General features: G+C 57.8%; 21 protein-coding genes. 16 read left to right on the forward strand and 5 right to left on the reverse strand.

Annotated features, from left to right (window positions below; genetic code table 11):
* The first annotated feature begins 42 nt into the window (after positions 1 to 42).
* From pabC to ACVDHI_RS14920, 7 genes are all read left to right on the forward strand, one after another.
* A complete protein-coding gene (pabC, locus tag ACVDHI_RS14890) occupies positions 43 to 849 on the forward strand; it encodes an aminodeoxychorismate lyase (RefSeq protein ID WP_324061581.1) in 807 nt (268 codons plus the stop codon).
* Entirely contained in the window at positions 839 to 1,840 is a 1,002-nt protein-coding gene (gene mltG / locus ACVDHI_RS14895) for an endolytic transglycosylase MltG (protein ID WP_029314535.1), read from the forward strand. Before pabC ends, mltG begins: the two co-directional genes overlap by 11 nt.
* Positions 1,840 to 2,481 (forward strand): dTMP kinase, encoded by a 642-nt coding sequence (tmk, locus tag ACVDHI_RS14900; protein WP_042017643.1) that lies wholly within the window; start codon positions 1,840 to 1,842, stop codon positions 2,479 to 2,481. Before mltG ends, tmk begins: the two co-directional genes overlap by 1 nt.
* Complete coding sequence (gene holB, locus ACVDHI_RS14905; RefSeq protein ID WP_447212221.1) at positions 2,466 to 3,413, forward strand: DNA polymerase III subunit delta'; 948 nt, start codon at positions 2,466 to 2,468, stop codon at positions 3,411 to 3,413. The genes tmk and holB overlap by 16 nt, the downstream gene beginning before the upstream one ends.
* 12 nt (positions 3,414 to 3,425) lie before the next feature.
* Positions 3,426 to 4,205 (forward strand): TatD family hydrolase, encoded by a 780-nt coding sequence (locus ACVDHI_RS14910; protein ID WP_447212222.1) that lies wholly within the window; start codon positions 3,426 to 3,428, stop codon positions 4,203 to 4,205.
* A 301-nt stretch (positions 4,206 to 4,506) separates the two neighbouring features.
* On the forward strand, positions 4,507 to 5,535 hold the full coding sequence (locus ACVDHI_RS14915) for a site-specific integrase (protein ID WP_447212223.1): 1,029 nt from the start codon (positions 4,507 to 4,509) through the stop codon (positions 5,533 to 5,535).
* A 136-nt stretch (positions 5,536 to 5,671) separates the two neighbouring features.
* The gene (locus ACVDHI_RS14920; RefSeq protein ID WP_324061575.1) at positions 5,672 to 5,983 is read left to right on the forward strand and encodes a RepB family protein; all 312 of its coding nucleotides are present in this window, start codon (positions 5,672 to 5,674) and stop codon (positions 5,981 to 5,983) included.
* A gap of 234 nt (positions 5,984 to 6,217) precedes the next feature.
* On the opposite strand, the gene rsmF is transcribed toward ACVDHI_RS14920, so the two are convergent.
* From rsmF to ACVDHI_RS14940, 4 genes are all read right to left on the reverse strand, one after another.
* On the reverse strand, positions 6,218 to 7,648 hold the full coding sequence (rsmF, locus tag ACVDHI_RS14925) for a 16S rRNA (cytosine(1407)-C(5))-methyltransferase RsmF (RefSeq protein ID WP_183149989.1): 1,431 nt from the start codon (positions 7,646 to 7,648) through the stop codon (positions 6,218 to 6,220).
* A gap of 129 nt (positions 7,649 to 7,777) precedes the next feature.
* On the reverse strand, positions 7,778 to 10,330 hold the full coding sequence (locus tag ACVDHI_RS14930; RefSeq protein WP_042878480.1) for an MlaD family protein: 2,553 nt from the start codon (positions 10,328 to 10,330) through the stop codon (positions 7,778 to 7,780).
* A 51-nt stretch (positions 10,331 to 10,381) separates the two neighbouring features.
* Positions 10,382 to 10,990, reverse strand: coding sequence for a paraquat-inducible protein A (locus ACVDHI_RS14935; RefSeq protein ID WP_010674753.1), 609 nt, complete (start codon positions 10,988 to 10,990; stop codon positions 10,382 to 10,384).
* On the reverse strand, positions 10,968 to 11,612 hold the full coding sequence (locus tag ACVDHI_RS14940; protein WP_319893535.1) for a paraquat-inducible protein A: 645 nt from the start codon (positions 11,610 to 11,612) through the stop codon (positions 10,968 to 10,970). The genes ACVDHI_RS14935 and ACVDHI_RS14940 overlap by 23 nt, the downstream gene beginning before the upstream one ends.
* 220 nt (positions 11,613 to 11,832) lie before the next feature.
* Here ACVDHI_RS14940 and ACVDHI_RS14945 point away from each other — a divergent pair, with 220 nt between their 5' ends.
* Both ACVDHI_RS14945 and ACVDHI_RS14950 read left to right on the forward strand, forming a co-directional pair.
* Positions 11,833 to 12,138 (forward strand): YebG family protein, encoded by a 306-nt coding sequence (locus ACVDHI_RS14945; protein ID WP_167825612.1) that lies wholly within the window; start codon positions 11,833 to 11,835, stop codon positions 12,136 to 12,138.
* Between the two features lie 280 nt (positions 12,139 to 12,418).
* The gene (locus ACVDHI_RS14950) at positions 12,419 to 13,714 is read left to right on the forward strand and encodes a tyrosine-type recombinase/integrase (protein ID WP_223919726.1); all 1,296 of its coding nucleotides are present in this window, start codon (positions 12,419 to 12,421) and stop codon (positions 13,712 to 13,714) included.
* Positions 13,715 to 14,189: 475 nt separating this feature from the next.
* Here ACVDHI_RS14950 and ACVDHI_RS14955 read toward each other — a convergent pair whose 3' ends face one another.
* Positions 14,190 to 14,387: a hypothetical protein gene (locus ACVDHI_RS14955; RefSeq protein ID WP_041215158.1), complete on the reverse strand. Its 198-nt coding sequence runs from the start codon at positions 14,385 to 14,387 to the stop codon at positions 14,190 to 14,192.
* Between the two features lie 148 nt (positions 14,388 to 14,535).
* Here ACVDHI_RS14955 and ACVDHI_RS14960 point away from each other — a divergent pair, with 148 nt between their 5' ends.
* The 7 genes from ACVDHI_RS14960 to ACVDHI_RS14990 all read left to right on the forward strand — a co-directional run bounded on the left by ACVDHI_RS14960 (position 14,536) and on the right by ACVDHI_RS14990 (position 20,451).
* Positions 14,536 to 16,437 carry a phage/plasmid replication protein, II/X family gene (locus tag ACVDHI_RS14960; protein WP_447212224.1) on the forward strand — a complete coding sequence of 634 codons (1,902 nt, stop codon included), beginning with the start codon at positions 14,536 to 14,538 and terminating at the stop codon, positions 16,435 to 16,437.
* The gene (locus ACVDHI_RS14965; protein WP_447212225.1) at positions 16,425 to 16,766 is read left to right on the forward strand and encodes a hypothetical protein; all 342 of its coding nucleotides are present in this window, start codon (positions 16,425 to 16,427) and stop codon (positions 16,764 to 16,766) included. Before ACVDHI_RS14960 ends, ACVDHI_RS14965 begins: the two co-directional genes overlap by 13 nt.
* 89 nt (positions 16,767 to 16,855) lie before the next feature.
* Positions 16,856 to 17,071 carry a major capsid protein gene (locus tag ACVDHI_RS14970; protein WP_447212226.1) on the forward strand — a complete coding sequence of 72 codons (216 nt, stop codon included), beginning with the start codon at positions 16,856 to 16,858 and terminating at the stop codon, positions 17,069 to 17,071.
* Between the two features lie 403 nt (positions 17,072 to 17,474).
* Positions 17,475 to 18,725, forward strand: a complete 1,251-nt coding sequence (locus ACVDHI_RS14975) for a virulence factor TspB C-terminal domain-related protein (RefSeq protein ID WP_447212227.1) — start codon at positions 17,475 to 17,477, stop codon at positions 18,723 to 18,725.
* A complete protein-coding gene (locus ACVDHI_RS14980; protein ID WP_041215153.1) occupies positions 18,722 to 18,991 on the forward strand; it encodes a DUF2523 domain-containing protein in 270 nt (89 codons plus the stop codon). Before ACVDHI_RS14975 ends, ACVDHI_RS14980 begins: the two co-directional genes overlap by 4 nt.
* Positions 18,988 to 20,028, forward strand: coding sequence for a zonular occludens toxin domain-containing protein (locus ACVDHI_RS14985; protein ID WP_447212228.1), 1,041 nt, complete (start codon positions 18,988 to 18,990; stop codon positions 20,026 to 20,028). The genes ACVDHI_RS14980 and ACVDHI_RS14985 overlap by 4 nt, the downstream gene beginning before the upstream one ends.
* A 120-nt stretch (positions 20,029 to 20,148) precedes the next feature.
* Complete coding sequence (locus ACVDHI_RS14990; protein ID WP_447212229.1) at positions 20,149 to 20,451, forward strand: hypothetical protein; 303 nt, start codon at positions 20,149 to 20,151, stop codon at positions 20,449 to 20,451.
* Positions 20,452 to 21,063 lie beyond the last annotated feature (612 nt).

Consider the following 21,063-nt stretch of genomic DNA (forward strand, 5'->3'; position numbering starts at 1 on the left):
CCGATACGGTAGTATCGGGCCTTTTTTATCGGAGGGATCCCCTTGCTGATTAATGGAATACCCACAGAAACACTGTCAGCCAGGGATCGTGGACTGGCATACGGTGATGGTCATTTCACCACCATGCTGGTGAGGGAAGGGAAGGTACTCTGGTGGCAGGACCATCTGGCCCGGCTGCAACATGCCAACGCCCGGCTTGGTTTTGGCGAGCACTCCTGGGACCTGCTTGCCGACGAGGCGGCGCAGCTTGCTTCTGGGCAGACACAGGCTGTCGTCAAGATAATGCTGACCCGGGGCGCCGGTGGGCGGGGATATGACGGCGCAGACTGTGACACGCCCACTCGCATCGTCTCTTTGGCACCTTATCCTGAGCATTATCATGATTGGCAGCAAACCGGCATCAATGCCCTGGTATGCCAGCAGCAGCTTGGGGACAGTCCCATGCTCGCCGGTCTCAAGACGCTGGGGCGCCTCGAACAAGTGATGCTGAAGCGCGAACTTGCTGCGCGTGGCGGGGTCGAAGGTATAGTCTTGAACAGCCGGGGATTTCTGGTAGAAGGGGTCAGCGCGAATCTGTTTTGGCGTCGTGGCAGGACGGTGTTCACACCGGATCTCACCCGCGCCGGGATCGATGGCATCATGCGCAAGCGCGTGATGACGATGCTTAAACAGATGGGCATTGAACTGCGTGTCGTAGAGGCTCCATTAGAGTCACTCTGGCAGGCGGAAGAGGTCTGGCTGACCAATACCCTGATGGGGATTGTCCCGGTCACCAGCATCGGGGATATGCACTATCCCAGTCCGGTATTGATCCGCCGTTTACAGGAGCGCTTGGTCATTGAAGTTTAATCGGCTTTACACCCTGCTCGCGGGGGCGGCACTCTCTGTCGCCGTTGCCGGAGGGTACGTGTATCACAAGTGGCAACAGGTGGAGACGCTCACCAACAAGGGGCCAACCCGCCTCTTTACCGTCGAAAAAGGCGCCCATGCGGCGCGCCTGATTGCCGAACTGGGGGAGGGGGAAACCAGCCCCTGGGCGGTGCGCCTCTGGTTGCGCGGTCATCCCGAACTGGTGGCCATCAAGTCCGGCACCTATGAAATCAAGGAAGGGGCGCCGCTCAAGGAGACTCTCTCTCTCTTTGCTTCCGGCAAGGAGTTTCACTTCAGCCTGACCTTTGTCGAAGGGTCCCGATTTGAGGATTGGCTGAAGCAACTTTCCAGCGCCCCCTATCTGGAGCGCCTGACTCTGGAGCAGAGCGAAACCGAGCTGGCTCAGGAACTCGGCATCGAAAATGGCAAGCTGGAGGGGTGGTTCCTGCCGGAAACCTACGCCTATACCACTCATGCCAGCGATCTTTCGATCCTGCGTCGCGCCTATCAGGACATGAAAACGTTCCTGGAGGCTTCCTGGGAGAAGCGTCAGGCCAATCTGCCCTACAAGACTCCCTATGAAGCGCTCATCATGGCCTCCATCATCGAAAAAGAGACGGGCCAACCGGATGAACGAGCCCAGATTGCTTCTGTGTTCGTCAACCGTCTACGCCTTGGCATGAAGTTGCAGACCGACCCTACCGTCATCTACGGGGTGAAGGAGAGGTACGATGGTAACATTCGCCGCAGCGATTTGACCGACGTGAACCCCTACAACACCTATGTGATCGACGGTCTGCCTCCGACGCCCATCGCCATGCCGGGCAAGGCCTCTATCGAAGCGGCGCTCAACCCCAAATCGACCGACTATCTCTACTTCGTTGCCAAGGGGGGCGGTGCCCACTACTTCTCCAAGACCCTCGATGAACACAATCGGGCGGTACGTGAATACATATTGAAGAAACCCTAATGTCTAAATTTATCGTGATTGAAGGATTGGAAGGGGCAGGGAAGAGTTCTGCGGTGCGCTATGTCACCGACTATCTGCAAGCCCACGGAGTGGCGCGGATCGAGTGCACCCGGGAGCCGGGCGGCACGCCGCTGGCGGAACGCATGCGGGCCATCGTCAAGGAAGTGCACGACGAGCGCCTGACCGTCGAGGCCGAGCTGCTGTTGATGTACGCCTCCCGGGTACAACTGGTGGAGACCCGGATCAAGCCTGCCTTGGCAGACGGCATCTGGGTAGTGGGCGATCGCCACGATCTCTCCTCCCAGGCCTATCAGGGGGGTGGCCGCGGCATCGATGCGAACCTCATCGGCGCCATCAAACGGGCGGTCCTCGGGGATTTCAAGCCGGATCTGACGCTCTATCTGGACATTGATCCTGCCATCGGCCTGCAGCGGGCCCGCCATCGCGGCGAGCTGGACAGGATTGAGCTGGAGCAGATCGGTTTCTTTGAACGTACCCGCCAGCGTTACCTCGAGTTGGCGGCCGCCGATGATTCCATCCAGGTCATCGATGCCGGGTTGCCCCCGGCGCAAGTCAAAGCCGCCATCGAGGCAGCCCTTGAGCATTATCTGGCAAGCGAGGGGCTATGTATCCCTGGCTGATCCCGGATTGGCATGCCCTGAGCGAGACGGCCCGGGCCGGACGGCTCGGCCACGCCTGGTTGCTGCTAGGCGATCCCGGCCTTGGCAAGGAGCAGCTTGCAGAGCGACTGGCGCGACTGCACCTGTGTCAGCATCCACAACGAGGTGAGCCCTGCGGTCAGTGCCACTCCTGCCAGCTTTTTGAGAAGGGGCATCACCCGGATCTTGGGACTCTGGGGCCCGAGGGCAAGACCATAGGTGTCGAAGCCATCCGGGAGATTTGCAGCCGCCTCCAGAGCACATCCCAGCTCGGTCGCGGCAAGGTGGTGATCATTCAGGAGGCGGAGCGCATGACGGAGTCTGCCGCCAATGCTTTGCTGAAGACGCTGGAAGAGCCGGCTGGCGACAGTCTGTTGCTGCTCATCGCATCCCGGGTATCTCGCCTGCTCCCCACCATCTTGAGCCGTTGTCACAAGCATGTCTGCCAGCTCCCCTCTGAGGGGGAGACCCTTGCCTGGCTCACCGAGCAGGGCCATCAGGCCACCCAGGCCCAGGTGCGGATCTGCCAGGGTGCGCCGCTGCGGGTGCTGAGCTACATCGAAGCACAGCAAGATGATGCCAGACGGGCATTGCTCGACGGATTTGTCTCGCTGGCATCGGCCCCCACCCGTGCGGCGAATGTCTGTGCCCAGTTGGCCGAGGATACTCAGGTCCGGCTGCACTGGTTGCAGCTCTTCCTGTGTGATGCCCTCAAGCTTCAGGCTGGCTGCGGCCATCATCAACTGGCAATGCCGGATCTTGCATCACTCAGCCAGCAACTGGCAGAAAGACACTCCAGCGAACGGCTCCTGGAAGCTGAACAGCAGCTGGTTGTGCTGAAAGAAGCTTGTCAGCCAGGGCAGCTTTCCAATCCCACCATCCATTTGATGAACTGGCTCAATCGCTGGTTATAAACAAGGTTGTCTATGTTACTCGTTGATTCCCATTGCCATCTCGATCGCTTGAGTTATGGCTCCAAGCAGACCGACATGGCCGATGTACTGGCCAAGGCGGCGCAGCAGAGCGTGGGATATTTTCTCTGCGTGAGTGTGACCCAGGCCCAGTTCCCGACCATGATGGAGGCCATCGCCCCCCATCCCCAGGTGTTTGCCTCCTGCGGTGTTCACCCGCTCAATCAGGATCCCGGGGTGGATGCTGCCTTGCTGCTGACTCAGGCGGCCGATGAGAGAGTGGTGGCCATCGGCGAAACCGGGCTCGACTACTTCTATTCACCGGAAAACAAGGATGTACAGCAAGCCTCTTTCCGCGAACATATCCGGGTAGCCCGGGCACTGAACAAACCGCTCATCATCCACACCCGGGATGCCCAGGAAGACACGCTGCGGATCATGCGAGAGGAGGGGGCCGAACAGGTGGGCGGAGTGCTGCACTGCTTCACCGAGTCCCTCGAAATGGCCGAGGCCGCGATGGCAATGGGGTTCTATATTTCCATCTCGGGGATAGCCACTTTCAAGAATGCCTCAGCCCTGCAGGCAGTGGTCAAGGCGTTGCCCCTGGAGCGACTGCTGGTTGAAACCGACTCTCCCTATCTGGCACCGGTTCCGCACCGGGGGAGGGAGAACGAGCCGGCCTTTGTTCGCGACGTCGCCCAATTTATCGCGGATCTTCGCCAGATACCGCTCGCTGAATTGGCAGATGCCACCAGCCACAATTTCTTCGAATTGTTCAAGTTGGCAAAGCGATAACAGAAAACGCCCCGCTATGCGGGGCGTTTTACTATGACAATCTGCACTATCCATGATCCATCCAAAAACAATCATTCCAAGTTGTTATCTCTCACTTTATGTGGTGGGTGCTGACGAGATCAAATCGCCAGCACCTGATAAAACGGAGCAGGGATGACGGAATGCCTGAGGAATAGATGAGGAGGCTGAAATGGGTTAAAAGCACTCTTCATAAGTATCGATAATATTCATTATCGATACTTGATAGATCTGGACGATCCTGTAAGATCCACCGAAACTCCGCTTTAAATCATAGAGTTAAGTGAACTACCCACGCCTTCAAAACCCAGTTCAGCAATCCTTGCAGAACGTCTTCGATCCTCAGTTGAACAGCCGGGCAAGACGCTTTCTGCGCAGCGCCAAAGCCGACTCCACCCTCAATGCCTATCAGGCAGATACCCGCATCTTTGTCTCCTGGTGCCAACTCCACGGGCTGGATCCCTTGCAGACGACACACCACGACATCATGAATTTTTTGGCGGATCAGGCCGACGGCATCCTGGCCAACTGGGTCTGGCTGGACAAAGAAGAAGGGAAGGGGGAGCTTCGCAACGGGGAACCTCGTAAACCGGCCACCCTGGTAAGACGGCTTGCCGGCATTCGCTATGCCTTCAAGCAGAAGGGGATCCACCCCATGCCGACCGAGCATGCGGAGATAAAGGAGATGATGCGGGGCATAGTACGGCTCGGTGATAACCGCAAACGCAAAACGGGGGCGCTGACCCTGAAACCATTGGCCTGCGTGCTGGACGAGATAGATACCAGCAACCTGGCGGGACTTCGGGATTACACCCTGTTGCTCCTGATGTTCAGTGGCGCCTTGCGCCGGTCGGAAGCAGCCAGGATCGAGGTGAATGACGTGCAGTTTGTGGGGCAGGGGATACGCCTTCGTCTCAAACCAAGCAAACATCAGCTCCATGAATCGGAGATAGCACTCATTCCAGGTACTCGGTATTGCCCGGTCTCTGCACTGCAACAATGGCTGAAAAAAAGCCGGATTGCTGAGGGCCCCCTGTTTCGCCGGATGAATCGCTGGGGACAGCTGATGACAGACCCCCTGGGGCCGCAAGGTATCAACCTGATGATCAAGCGGCGAACCGGCCAGGCCATCGACGATCTCCACGTCAGTGGCCACAGTTTGCGGCGGGGATTCATCACCTCGGCGGTAACGGCGGGCAAACCGATGAACAAGATCATCGAGGTGACCCGACACAAGGACATGCGCACCTTGCAGGAATATTTCGATGATGCACACAAGTTCTCCGATCACGCCCTGGATGGGTTGTTATAGCAAACCGCGCCCCTGCCTTTTTTATGTTAAATGATATCCTGTTGATCTGATGGTATATTCAATCCGTCCTCCACAGACATCATGACGGTGGGGGAGTCGTAATCCGATTTACTTTCGTAGAAGATGCCAACGAAAAATGAGAGATAACATTCGCGACAATGATGTGTCAGAGGGTCATGGCAGCCAGGAATTGAAGAAAAGCGCCGCGCAAGAGAACGCCGAACGGCAGCGCCAGCACGTGAAGCGCAAGCAGGAAACCCACTGCCGGTTGCAATGCTGGATAAGCAATCGTCATGCAGAGCGGTTGGCTATGCTGGGGCAACAACTGGAAGACAGTCAGGCCTCCATCATCGAGCAGGCGATCGACCTGCTCTATCAGCACGAACTGCAACAAACGACCAACGCGCAGCAGAGCGATATTCCCGAGTCGGCAGACATGCTCGAATAGACGATGGTATCGTGCCGGCATGGTTGAAAAAGGAAGACAAAAAAAGCCAGGTACGAATTCCTTGTACCTGGCATAGGGGAATTGGCTCCTTGCAGAGCCGTGCGCTAACTGGTATGCGGATAGCCTTAAGCTTAGACAAGGCTCTAGGCATTTCAAGAACCGGATAAAAGTTCAACCAGAGTGGGGGTTTTTCAGACTCGAACAGGCGCTGTTTTTGCTCGAGCGACCCCACTCTCACGCATTGAACAGGTTGTTGTCCCGTACCAGCTCCCGGGGCAGGGCATTCTTGATGCGACTCCCCACCCATTTCCCCATGCCGAGCGGGTGCCCCTGATAACGAACGATCACTTCCCCAGTCCCGGCATCCTGCTCTGGCCAGACATCTCGTCCCATCATGAATTCACGGGCATTGGCGGCATCCAGCTCGACGCATCCCTTGCTCGCCTCATGGCCATAAGCCAGAGCCCATTCATGGGTCAATCGATATCCCTTCTTGAAGGTTTCAGCCAGCTTGATGCCGATGCGATCGAAGCGCAGCTTCCCCTGTACCTGCTCGAAGGCGTGAGGGAAGAGCCAGATCTCGTCATTGCGGCCAAACAGTTGGCCATGGGGCACGATGCCAAAATTCCCTTCAATCTCCCGCAGCATGGGGCCGGCCTCTTTCTCTGGCAGCGGTGAGAAGGGGAACTTGCCGAGCTTGCCAGGTTTGAACATGGTGTTGGGCACGGAGTGATGCTTGTGCAACCGGGCAACGAAAAAGCCCTCACTGTCGAAGATCTGGGGCCACACATGCAGGTATCCCTCCGGCGTACAGGCTTTCTCCGCCCCCGGAAAGAGATCGGCCAACGAGTCAAAGCTGAAGGCATCGCCGAACTTCTCTTGCAGTGACTGACAGACGTCCTGGTTCTCTTGCAGGCTCAGGGTGCAGGTGGAGTAGACCAGTACGCCGCCGGGTTTGAGGGCGTGAAAAGCACTCTCCAGCAAGCCACGCTGCACCGTGGCGATCTCCTCGATGCTCTCCAGGCTCCAGTTGCGCAGTGCGTCTTCATCTTTTCGCACCGTCCCCTCCCCGGAGCAGGGGGCGTCGAGCAGGATGGCGTCGAAGGTTTCCGGCAGCCATTGGCCAAAGACCTTGGCATCGAAATGGGTCATGCCGACGTTGGTCACACCGCAGCGCTGGATATTGGCGCTCAGCACTTTCAGCCTGCTGCTGGAAAACTCGTTGGCGATCAGCATGCCGCGATTCTCCATGAGCGCCGCGATCTGGGTAGTCTTGGAGCCAGGGGCGGCGGCCGCGTCCAGCAACATGCCATCCCCTCTGGTTTGCTCACTGGCAAAGAGCGCCGTCACCGGCAACATGGAGCTCGCTTCCTGAATATAGAAGAGGCCGCACAGATGCTCGGCCGTGTTGCCAAGGGGAACGCTCTCATCACTGCGGGTGAGCCAGAAGCCGGTTTCACACCAGGGCACGGGATCCAGCTGCCAGCCAAGCGGCGCCATGCGGGCGACAAACTCGGATACCGTGATCTTGAGGGTGTTGACCCGGATGCTGCGCCGCAGCGGCTGCCGGCAACTCGCCACGAATGCCTCCATGGAGAGATGGGATGGCATGAACTCCGCAATGTGACGCAGGAAGTGATCGGGGAGGTAGGTGTTGTCGTGCACGGCGCAATCTCGCTGACCCAAAATGAGGGGCGACATATTACCACAGTGCGCGGCCCTTCTTGATGGGGGAGTCCATGAGACCATAAAAAAACCGGCACAAGGCCGGTTTTTGACGAGCAGGGGAATAACTCAGGGCAAGATGCGGGGGCTCCACTCCAGCCACTCTTTTTCCGCCTTGGCATGAAGCGGATAACGATGACCCGCCTTGACGGTCGCGCCCATCTCCCGCTCCGGCGTATTGAAGGCAATCCCGCCCGCCAGCAGGCTTTGCACCGTTTCGACTTCGATGGTGCCACCGGTCAGCCCGATATCGGCCTTGACCCCGGAGACATTCCAGAAGCGGCTGTTGGCGCGTATCAGATGGGCGTACTGTCCATCCACATTCACATCGATCAGCACCTCGCTGCCATCCCGGGCCAGGGTCACGCCGGTGACGCTGCCCACCACCATCTTGCGAAACAGCAGGGGGCTGCCCACGCTGATGCCATCGACGGAGGGGCTCTTGAGGGTCAGGGCAAGACCGGCGGGGCCACTCTGGCTCAAGGGGAAGGTCTCCTTGCCAGCCCCCCGGCCCGGTGTCGCCTCCACAAAGGCCCCCTTGATCAGGGTATCGAGGTGGGCAACGCCTCCTAGCCCGACCTTGGCCTGCACCAGGGCATAGCGCGCCCCGGATTGCAGGAAGCGCGCGGCATATTGCTCATTCAGCTCGGCCTTGAAGCTTACCTGGCCCAGGGTCGGGTCCAGTTCCACCTGCTCCACCTTGCCGATGTCCACTCCGCGATAGCGGATGGGGCTGCCGACCCCGAGACCCGGGTTGTGATCCGCCGTGAGGGTGAGGGTGCGCACCTGGGAGCTTGCCTGCTCCTTGCTGTCAAAGAGCTGATGACTGCTGCGACCTGTCCCCAGCTTGTCGAATTCGATGGCACCACGCAGCAGGGTGGCGAGGTTCCCCATCTTGACCTGCACGCCATCGAGCCGGATCTTGCCGTCGATGGCGGCCTTCTTCCAGAACTGGGGTTGCTGCTTGAGCAAAGGAGCATAGATGGCATCGATCTCCAGGGTGATGGCCACACCGCGATCATCGGCATCCAGCGCCTTGACCTTGCCCGCTTCCAGTCCCAGGTAGAGGACGGGGGAGCCCACACCGATACCATCAGCCTGAGCGGCACGCAGCGTCCAGCTGACCGCTTTGGCATGGCGGCTCCCAAGCAGGGCCAGCTCCTGGCTGGGGTAGAGGCGGTCAATCCTGTCACCCTTCGCAGCCTGAACCAGCTTGATGCCCCCCGCCAACCAGGCACTGGCCGGGCTGGTCTCCACCTTGATACCGCTGAGGTCCGCCTCCACCTGCAAGGGGGCGGCGCGATAGAAGCGAGCCCGTTGCAGCAGATGGCGATAACGCTCGTTCACCAGCAACTCGACACTGGCATTGCCGCCGGCATCCAGGGTCAGTGCCCCGAGCTGACCTATCTGCAACCCCTTGAACCAGAGCGGAGCCCCTTCGCTCAAACCGGCGAGATCCTCTGCCTGCAGGGTCAGCTTGATGCCGCCGCGCTGTGCCTGGCTCTCCAGGATCATGGTGTTGACCCGTTTACCGGGTTCATAGTCCAGACGAATGGCGGGCCCGGCCAGCAGGCGATCCGCGTGCTTGATCCCGGCAGGGGAGAGAGAGACCGTCTCCCACACCAGACGACTCTTGCCGGTCACCCGGAACGCCTGTTCGGGGTTGATGAGGGCCGTCACGCTCCGCCCCTGTTCGGTGAGGCGAATAGGGTCGACTCGTCCAATCTCGATGCCCTCATAGAGGATGGGCATCCCTTCCTTGATGGGCAGAGTCCCCGCCTGGATGGTGATGCGCTCACCCCGGGCGGCCTCGGCCAGCCCCTTGTAGAGGATGAAATTGACCCCCTTTTGCGCCACGGGAGAATCTTTGGGGGAGTCAAACGCAATGCCGCCGCTCAGGATGGAGGTGAGACTGCCCGCCTCCACACTGACGCCAGCCAGGCTGAAGGAGCCCTTGATGCCGCTGATGTTCCAGAAGCGGGTATCCGCCTTGACGAGGTGCTCGAAGCGCGGCTCGATCACCAGATCCAGGATCACGTTCTGGTTCTCTTCCCCAAGACGGGTGTTGATGACACTGCCCACCTCCAGCCCGCGGAAATAGATCTTGGCGCCGATGCCCACCGACCCCAGAGAATCGGCTGTCAGGTGCAGGGTTCGCCCCTGGGCCTGATAACCGGGGGGAGGGCCATCCAGGGCATCGAACTCATCCTCCAGCGGGTTGTTCTCCCGTCCGGGTTGCAGGTTGATGTAGTTGCCGGACACCAGGGTGTCCAGGCCGGAGATCTCGGTCAGTGACGCCTTCGGACTCACCAGCCAGAAGTCGGAGCCCTTGCGTATGAGGGAGCGGGCACGGCTGTCCACCTTGGCCAGCACCGCAATCTTGCGACCATCCTGTGCCAGTTCCAGCTCCTGGACCACGCCGATGGCGACCCCCTGATAGCGCAACTGGGTCTTGCCCGGCAAGATACCGTTGCCCTGGGCAAAGTTGATGCGAATGAGTTGACCACTGCTCGTCCACTGCTGGTAGAGAAAGCCTCCCGCCAGCAAGAGGGCGATGAAGGGCAGCAACCAGACCGGGGATAACCAGCGGTGCTTCTCAATGACGGGCTCAGCCCCGACCATACCGACTCCTTACATTGGCTGTGATGCACAGCGCGTTCGACACAAAAAACATTAACGGGCCGCCTTGTCCCACAACAGGCGGGTATCGAGCATCCTGGCCGACATCATGGTGAGCACCACCACGCCGGCGAATGCCGTCGCCCCGGGGCCGGCACGCACGTTGAGCAGCACGCCGCGATCCACCAGAGCCACCATCAGCGAGATGACGAACAGGTCCAGCATGGACCAGCGTCCGATGAAATCGATGATGCGGTACATGACAAGCTGGCGTTTTCGGCGCACCGGCTTGCTGCGCTGCAACTGCCAGCAGATCCAGCCAAGGCCCAGGATCTTGCCGATGGGCACGATGATGCTCGCGGTCAGTACTATGGTGGCGATGCCGGACATCTTGCTGCGATAGAGCGCCATGATACCGCTGAAAATGGTATCGGACTGCAATAATCCCTTGTTGTAAAAGTGGGTGATGGGCAACAGGTTCGCAGGCAACAACATGAAGGTGGCCAGCGCCAGCAGGCCCCATGACCAGGCGAGGGAATGGGGGATGCGCATCTGCAAGGGAGTGTGACAACGAGGGCAGCTCATGCCGTGTTGATGGCGCACCAGCAACCCGCAGGTATGGCAGCGGCAAAGCCCCAGTTCACGGGCGCTGATCGGGGACATGGTCCGGCTCCCGGGAGGCGTGTTGCAGCGGAATCCGCTCCCAGTAAGGGGCAGGATCAAAGAGGATCAGCAGCGTCATGTTGAGCAGCATCAGACAACCCAGGCTCAACAGACCGCCTCCCAGGCGCACGTCGGCGATGTCGATAAGCTTGAACAGGGCGACCAGCAGGCTGACGATGTACACCTCCAGCATGGCCCAGTGGCGAAATACCTCGACCGCTTTGAGGGTCCACGCCAGCAGATGCCAGCGCTTGGCCAGGCCGGAGGCGAGGGCAAAGATCCCGAGCAGCAGCCCTGTCGGCGCCAGCACGGCGCACCAGAGCACCAGTGTTGCCACCCAGAGCTCGCTCTCGGCATACAGCATCATAATTCCCTTGATCAGGTTGGCGTCCGAGCTCACGCCCGCCAGACGAAGATAGATCAAAGGCTCAAAAAACGCGGAAGGCAGCAACAGGAATCCGGTGATGGTCAGCGCCATCAACTGGGAAGGGCGAAAGGCATAGCGCCCATACAGATGCTGATGACAGCGGGGGCAATGGGCGTGACGGCGCAGCGGCAGCAACTTGCGTTCGATCAGCAAGTCACAGGCCGGACAGACAATCACCGAGTGCGGATCCGACATACGATTCAACCTGTTGAAGGAATTGATGAAATTTACCTTAAAACGCCTGCCCTGTCTTGCCGCGCTGCACACCCCCCTTTGAAAAGATGTGTTTTCCGCTGCGAACTGGCCGCCGCCAGCCAAGCAGGGGCTGGCGATGCATGCCGACATGCTGAGGGTATTTGCAATACTGTATATACGTACATATACTTGCAATCACTATCATCAGGAGGGCGCCGCGATGGCCGTTGAGATCAAGTATGTTGTGGTACGTGGGGGAGTGGAGAAGATGACCTTTGCCAGCAAGAAAGAGGCGGATGCCTATGACAAACTGCTGGACACCGCCGATGAGCTGATGACACTGCTGGCGGGTGCGCCGGTCGCGCTTGCACCGGAGCAGCAGGAGAGTCTGGCCTTTTATCTGGCCGAGCAGCGGGATCAGTTGCAGCAGGTATTTCGCGGTGGAAAAGGGCAGGGGAATCCCCCCAAAGAAGACAAGCTGGATACTGAACTGCCAAAGGGGAAGCCCCTGAAGAGCGTGGCTTGAGACGAAAGGGCGGGGAAGGGGATGTGAGGCAGAAGCCGCTCTCTCATTCATGAAAAGTGCAACTTAAGTCATTGTCACGACTATTTTCCCCGAAAATTTTCCAACCACACCGCATATTTATTGAATATGCCGATTGCTCGTCATCATGGGGTATCACAGCAAGATGCCTCAGGTCGTTGCCCCCAAGGCGCACTGCAAGCCCTGATGCCGATAACCCCATTTATCGGCATCAGGGGGGTGCGGCCCCGTTCAAAACATTCAACCGACATCACACACCATCATGACTCAGCCAGCACTTCCACCCGCCATGCCGCTGTTCGATAGCGTGGACCACCTTGAGGCGGGCAATCCCCAGGTCAACCAGTACCTCGCCACCCTGAGTCTTGGCAAGGTCCCCGACGCGGGGATCGTCTATGAGCTGGCCGTCGACTGGCTGCTGGAGCAGCGCCACAGCGAAAACAACTACAAGACCTATCGCAGTGAGCTGACCACTTTTTTGCACTGGTGTTTTTGCGAGGTGGCCATCAGCCCCAGGGATCTCACCAGGCGCATCATGATGCGCTATCTCGACTATTGCCTGGCGCCACCGTCCGGACTGATTGCCTACCGCAACGTCGCCCAGTTCGTGCTCGACAAGGAGTGGGGGGAACGGTTGCCAAACCCCCTGTGGCGTCCGTTTCTTGGCAAGCGGGAACTGGGCCGGGAGCTGCCGTATCGACTGAGTGAGCAGGCGATGAAGACAAAACTCGCCATTTTGTCCGCCTTCTTCCAGTTTCTCATCCAGGAGGAGTACATGGATCGCAATCCGGCTCTCCTGCTGCAGCGGGTTAAACGTGCGGGCCCCCAGGAGGCTGGTGAAGATGCGCAATCCTTCACCGAGCTGCAATGGTCCTATGTGATGCAAGCCGCCGAACAGCTCGCTGCCGAATGCCCGGCCCAACATGAGCGCAGCCGCTTTCTCATCTGTTTGATGTATGCCTGCTATCTGCGGATTTCCGAGGTGGCGGCCAGGCCGGGTTTCAGCCCCGTCATGGGCCAGTTTCGACGTGACGCCAAAACGGGCGTCTGGGGTTATGACATTCCCCGCAGCAAAGGCGGTAAACGTCGCACCGTGGCCGTTTCTCAGGCTCTGCTCGAAGCCCTGGCTCGCTATCGTACCTTTCTTGGACTTTCGCCACTGCCGGCCCCCGGAGAGCAGACACCGCTGTTCGTACGCCACAAGGCGGCGGCCCATGGCCGCGAACAAGGCGAACTCAATGCCAATCTGGGTATCCGCCAGCTACGAGACCTGGTAATGGCGGTATTTGAACAGGCCGCAAGCCTTGCCGAACAAGACGGTTTTGATCAAGATGCCGCTGAAATGCGAACCCTGACGCCGCACTCCATTCGCCACACCGGTATCACCCATGACATCAATCTGCACGGCCGGCCTTTATCCCACGTACAAGCCGATGCGGGACACGACAGCATCGACACCACCTCCAAGTACCTGCACACCGGCAACCGGGAACGTCACGAGAGTGCCAGCCGCAAGCCGCTGGACCACTTGCTCGACCAGGACCGAACATATGATTGATAACCAATGGTGAACAAATAAAGCTGCACTCATAACCAAGATGTTGGACCTAAAGGCAATCCTTGATTGACCATGCCCTGGGACTCATAAATATAACACTGCGCATAATGTCCTGTGGTTATGTTTAGCGCTGCCTCCCTGCTAGTCTGCGCAGCAGCAGGGAGCCCCGTAGGGGGCGTTGAATATAACCCGCATTGTGCGCGACCGCAGAAATCCCCCCTTTGGTAACCGTTACCTAATCCCCCCAAAGCCTGCTGTTTGAGTTCTGTTCGCCTTTCTGGAGGGGGCAGGGGCCCCCGCCTGGGATGATGCCGGAGGCGCGACCGGGCGGGGGCCCAGGCCCCCCGAGTCGGCGAAGCCACGAACTCTAACTGTGGCTTTGACTCCGAGAGCCGGACGCAGCAGCGGGCCATTCTTTGAGGTTTTTCAGAGGGTTAGCGCATAAAGGAAGGTTAAAACGGGGCAGGGGCCTTTTTCACTGGCTGCTATCCTTGTGCTCGCGCTCAATGGCGCTTGCAGCTTCCTCCATCCGATTGTCCAGTAGCCAGTTCACGATATCGGACATCTTGATGATGCGTCCGCACTTCATGCTGGTCTCGATCGCCTTCCGCTCCAACTTCAACCGTCGGGGGCCGCTAATCCTGACTGTTGTGTCCTCACGCTGTTTTTTCATTGGTTTCCACTCAGTTGACTGCTTTCACGCAAGTCTACCTTATGCGTGTGTTTTATTGTTCCCACGCTTGCATATCGCATGCGTTACCCCTATGATTTTTTCGAGCGCATGCGCGCATCCGATATATAAACAGGCACGGGACGCCATAATGTACGACTTCTGGGAAACTCACATCCCCTTCAAGACTCAGTTCTGCACCGTGCAGCGCGTTGGCGTTGGTGCATCTGATATCGTGGGAATGGTTGACCTGGAAGAATGCGGGCGCCGTGGACTACAGCTGGGCTCGCGTAGAGTCGAATTTGCGATAGACGGAGAGGGGACGCTGCATGACCTCTATCATCCCTGGGAGTCTCTCCCTTCAAGCTTCACAGACATTGCCTGTAAGCTCCACCAAGCTCACCTCAAGCGCAGTTGGCCTTGCATTGCTATCAAGGCATCACCGGCTAAGCTGCTCCAGGGTCACAACGTGTACGGGCCAGACTGTGCTGCTACTGGCCTCCTCGAACTTATCGCGGCTTTTCGTCGAGCCTTGCCCGATGTTGCCGACATGCTCGACTTTGCCAATGCTCACATTCGCCGCGTAGACGTTACCTACTCTATCCAGCTCCCCGATGCAGAGACCATGGCCAACTGTCTGGCTGCCATCGGTCAACTCTCGCACCGTCACCTGCGTGCGGCCAAAGAGGCGGATTACGAATCGACCATCTACTTCAACCGCCGCAGTCAGGACCAGCAAGACGCCGGTCGTAGCAAGGTGCTGGTTGTCTACGCCAAGCACAACGAGATGCTTCACCAACTGGAGCGCCTGCAAACCGCCGCCCGCAAAGAGAAGACCAGCCGTTACAACTCCGTGATAACCGCGCTCTCCTCTCCAGAACTCCAGCAGTTCGCCACCAACCGGTTGCGCTTTGAAGGCCGTGGCCTGACCCGTTGGTTTGAGCAGAAGCAGATACCGCGCAACGTGTGGCAGTTCCTCGCCTGGGTGGCTGACTTCGAGAAGCGGGAAGGGATGACGTTCTGCGAGTGGGCATGGCGTGACATGTTCAGCGACATGATGGCAGCTCTTGGTCAGAGCAAGGTTCACCTGACTCAAGACCGCGCCGTGCAGGCCCGCTTGCGTGAGGTGTTCGGTCGCTGCAAGGAAACCGTCAACCCTGACGACACGATCACCACCACCTGGAACTACACCCGCGCCGATCGCCTGATGCAGTTCTACCGCCTGCTGGCAACCGAAGGCTGGGACAAGACCAAGCGTCTGACCGCCCGCTCGACCTTCTATGACGCCGTTAATGCGCTTCTGGCCATTGGCCTGACCAAGGCCCAGCTTCAGAACCTGCGCAACAAGAAGACCGCCAAGCTCCTGCACCTCATCAAGATGGACTTTACCGACCAGCGTCCAGTCGGTTACGTCGAGCCCATTGGTACTGTGCTGCATAGCAAGGGTGACCTGAGCAGCCTGGGCGATGTGTGTGGCAAGGACTTCGTGCAGAAGCTCGGCCAGTCCCGTGAACAGCTCATTGCCGCCGAGGTGGCCAAGGTCTCCGGCCAGCCGCTTGATGTGGCCCGTTACTGCGTCTCCCACCTCGTCGCCGGTCGTCCCATCCGCCTCAATGGCGAACTGGGCGGGGCAGGGGGTGAGCAAATCCATCTGGCTGTGTTCGATGATGGTACCTGGGAGCTGGTGCGCGGCAACGTCAATGAGTACCGGCAAGAGCACAACCTCCCCGAACCTGAACAGCGCCCGCAGTACGACGATGACGAATTGCTGGCTGACTTCGCCGACTACCTGGGGGCCGCCCCCAATCCTGAATTCGACGCCCGTTCATACGCCGATGCAGAGCACCGCAAGCTCTCCATCATCCTCGATGCCCTGCGGGCCGAGCTGTATGACGCCGAGCAAGACCCCGACCAAATCGCCAAGGCCGTTGGCCTTCGCGGACGCATCAGCCTTACCAAGCAGCGTTTAGACCGGCTTTGGTACTGGGCACATAAGGCCACCGACTCTCGGGGCCGCAACATCAGCAGAGAGGAAGAGATATGTCAGGAATGAGCAAGGTTTTCCACGTGCTCCAGGTGCGCTTCGGTCGCATGGATGAGCCAGGTAAAGAGTCCTTCGACTGGGCAAATGTCCACGTAGTAGAGGATGAAGTTCAGTTCGATAACGGGTTCGCTGGGGTCGATATCGGCAAGTTCCCCGTCGATACCGCTGATGGTAACAAGCTGGCCAAGGATCTCCATGCAGCGGCCCGTGCCGGTGGCGTTCTTCCTGGTCTTATCGAGCTGACCTTCTCGCCGCAGATCTCCCTCAAGCAGACCAAATTGCTCGTCACCGGCTGGAAACCGGTGAGCAACGCCTCGGCCGCGTCGGTCAAGGCCTAATTGGTAACTGTTACTTAACGTGCCAATTTTCTAACGCCCCTGCTCAAGGTGAAGGGCAGGGAGCCCAACCAACCGTAAGGAGACTCACCATGACTGCTGCACAAAAACTGCTTTGCCGTATTGCTGGCGTCACTTCTGTGGCCCTGCTCTCTGTACCGGCCTTTGCTGCCGACGCTGACTTCGATGTCAGTTCGCTGATCGCGATGCTGCAACTGGTACTGGCGGCCGTTGCCCTCGTCGGTACTACCCTGCTGACCATCTACGCGGTCGCCAAGGGCTACAAGGTTATCAAGGCCGCGTTTTAAGGGGAGGGGGCTGGCATGGCATCCTATCAGTTTGATGGCGTGTGTTATACCAGCCCCGAATCTACCCTTTCCGCTATGGCTTCAACCATGACGGGCGTTGGCATTGACGCCAATGGTAGTCCCGTCCCTTATCACACGGTTGTTGAGGAGTTATCCCTCAAGACCATCAGCACCAACGGCACTGTCCAGGTGATGTCCCCCCAGCTCCAACCCTGCCAGCTCCTTGACTGGCCGCAAACTACAGCCATCTGTCTAATCATCGCCCTTATCTGGGCTTGTGCTTGGGGCTATCGCACTTTGAGCAGGTCTATGGATATGGAGTCTGGCCAATGACCCCGCTTGCCGTCCTGGTGACGCTCGCCATATTGGGCGCGTTCTGGATTCTCTTTAGTTGAGGTGATCTATGTTCATTCGCGCTCTGCCGTTCCTGGCCGCCCTCGTTCCCTTCGCTGTCTCTGCTGCTTATACCGAAATGGTCATTGAAGGCGTTAAGCAATCAAATGGCGTTTGGACCACCGCTGGCGTAATGGATACACAGGGATTTGTCAGAACGACCGGTGCCGTTACCGTATCCGGCGTAACCCGAAATCTCCCCGTCACAATGACCGCCGACCGAGTTGCCGCAAGCGCAATAATGAAATCTGCCGCCCGCCTTGCTGGCCCTGTCGCTCTTGCCGCTGCCGCATATGATGTCTACCAGTGGGTTACAACCGATACTGGAATACAGGCTTCCGGTAACCAGTGGATTGAGGAGAATCCTGACGTTTGGGCTGTCGGCTCATACTGGGGTCGCTCTGCCACTTCATGCATTGCATCTAATCCACAAGCCGTTGCTGATTGCACTGGCGTTGCTTTATACGGCGCTGGCAAATATGGCACCAAGCCCTGCACTGTTTCTATACCAAATCAGCAGTATTATTGTCAGGTATACCCAACTTATAACCCTGCCGCCGTCTTTCCAATTAACGCAAACAAATATACCTGCACCAACCAAAATGTTGCCTCATGCAAAGATGCCGTTTACGCTGGCGAGGATTATTTCAACCTCAAAACTGGAATTCCTCCGTTGCCCATCCTTGCCTCTGGCTGGAATAATATCCCCTCACTCAAGGGTAAGGGCATTCCTTTTACTGAGGCTACTTTCACCCCTTATTCTGAGTGGAAGTCTGACCCCTATTTCAAGGATGGCAATTGGTGGCGTGATCGTATGGATGTTTCTCCAGCGCCCACACCAAGCCAACCAACTCGTGTTCGCGTCGATTACGGTCCAGTAAAACTAGAAGGCCAGACAGACCCAACAACCACACCCGATACTGGTCCCGCTGACGGCAACACACAACCCAAAGAACAGACCAAGTTTTGCGATGACAACCCAATGTCAATCGCGTGTGTAGAGATGGGCGAGCTTGAACCCGAGAAGCTCGATACCACCGAACTCCCTATCAACATGAACACGCCCGCCTGGGGCAGTGACAACGCACAATGCCCTGCGCCTACCTCCTTTACCGACCACATGGGCAAGACGGTTCAAATCAGTTATCAGCCTGTTTGCGAATACATGTCGATATTACGACCCATTATTATCGCCGTTGCTTGGATTGGGGCGATATACATCCTTCTTGGCATCAGAAAACAAAGTGAGGGTGCATCATGAATATCGCCGTTTGGCTCGCTTCAATAAGCTGGCCCATTGTTTCACGTTTATTGGCCCAGCTCGGTATAGGTATCGTTAGTTATGCCGCTGTCGCTGGCCTTGTCACTTCCGCCATTAATAGCGCTAAAGCCAGTTATTCAGGCATGATACCCATCATTGCCCAGTTCTTCGCCTTGGCCGGTATTAATACCGCCCTTGGTATTATTGCCGGAGCTATTGCTGCCCGACTTACTTACTCGGTCTTTAAGAGGTTCCAAATAAAATGATTACTTTGATAACTGGTGTTCCAGGGGCCGGAAAAACCCTGTACTGCGTTGACCAAATATTGCGTGCCGAATCTGCCAAAGGTCGCCAGTTGTTTGTCGATGGCATCCCGGATTTGCAAATCCCTCATGAGGTTGCCGGTGACATCAACGACTGGCATTCCTGGGCACCTGAAGGGGCCCATATCGTCATTGATGAAGTTCAACGCCATTGGCGTCCTGAAGCTGCTGGCAAGGCTGTTCCTCCTGCCATTGCCGAGCTTGAAACCCATCGCCACCGTGGTCTCGACTTTACCATTCTTACCCAGGGGCCCACCCTGGTGCATGCCAACGTTCGCCGTCTTGTTGGTCGTCATATTCATATCCGTCGTACCGCCCTCGGGGTCTATGCGTATGAGTGGCCAGAGTGTAAAAACGCGCCGGACTCTGCCTGGAAGTCGGCAGTTGCCAAGGTTAAGTTCCCGCATCCTAAGCGCAGTTTCGGCCTCTACAAATCCGCCAGTCTCCATACCAAGGTTTCTTTCCGCATCCCAAAAGTGGTTTACCTGGTTGGTTTCGGCCTGGCAGTTCTGCCATTCCTCCTGTGGGGGATCTATTCGATTTTGTCCAAGCCGCTTGCGACCATCTCTGTGCCTGGTCAAACCGCCGCGGCCAGCCAGTCGACGGGGCAGGGGAGTGTCCTTACCGGTGGGAGCCTGACTCCTCAAACTTCGTCATCTGCTCCTTCGACAGCAACCGCACCGGTTAAGGAGGTCGATATACGCGAGCAATTCATTCCTCGCATTTATGGCGAGCCCTGGACAGCACCGGCCTATGATGGCGTGAGGGTAGTGCGTAACATGCCCAAGGTTGTTGCTTGTCTTGCGACTGAGGATAAGTGTTCTTGCTATACGGAACAGATGACTGTCATTCAGATGACTGATGCCCAGTGTCGCGAACGCCTGGATGGTGGCGGGGTTTACGATCCTTACAATGAACAACCTAAGCCAAGCAGCTCCCAAATTCAGGTACCAGTTGACCAGCTGACCAAAGAATCCTGATTGTCATCTCTCATGATGCCGATAACCCCATTTATCGGCATTAAGTAACTGTTACTTTAACTTGCACATTTCTCGGCCTGAACTATAGTTAAGTAACAGTTACTAAATGGAGTGATGAACATGGCCAAGCAAAAGGAAGTGCAGCTCGAACTCGCCGTCAGTCGCGCCCCCGGGCGTCCTTGTATTGGGGATGCACCTTTGACCCCAGCAGAGAAGCAACGCCGCTACCGTGAGCGCCAGCACCAGAAGAACATCACCGTTACGTTAAGTCGGGATGACGTAACCACGCTCAGCTCGTTGCTGACGGCCGCCAAGTTCTACGGTCCCCGTATTGGGGTAGACCTGGACGCTAAGTCGGTTCAGCGCCTTATTGCTGCCCTTGATCATGCTTGTGGCGGTGACGTCCTCAAGGGGGGGAAGTAATCATGCGCGGTGGTTACAGAGAAGGTGCTGGCCGCCCTAAGGCTATCCCCAAGGTTCAAGTCCGAGTGCCCGAACCTCTGCTTCCTCGTATTCAACGTTTGATTTCCTGTTACAACAATCAAACCGTCGAGCCCGCTGCGCAACCCTGGTTTCCTGTCTCAATCATGCCAGACCATGGCCGCCGCATTGATATCTGGTGTGTGGAGGATGGTAAGGGCTGGTGCTGCTACGAGATCAGCTCTGACATGTTCATCCAAGACAGCCAGCCGCGTTCCCGAGCTCATTGGGTGAAAAAGATTACCGCCTGGCGTTATTCGCTTCCCGTTGAGCCTCCTGTCTTTCAGGGGCTTTAGCCCCTATAAGGCGGCCCACTGCGGCCAAGTGTCGTGACGTAGGTGGGCCCGCCGAAACTTCTTTGAGATCCTTCTGTGAGGCTGGGTCAACTCCTTTCCCTGCAAAACCGGCTTTTGAGGCTTTCCGAGTCTGAGGGAAGCGAACGCCGCAGCGCCCCCCTGGTCTAGTGGCCTGTGCGACCGCGCATAATGTCCTGTGGTTATGTTTAGCGCTGCCTCCCTGCTAGTCTGCGCAGCAGCAGGGAGCCCCGTAGGGGGC

This window comes from Aeromonas sp. 25-248, from assembly GCF_053005425.1.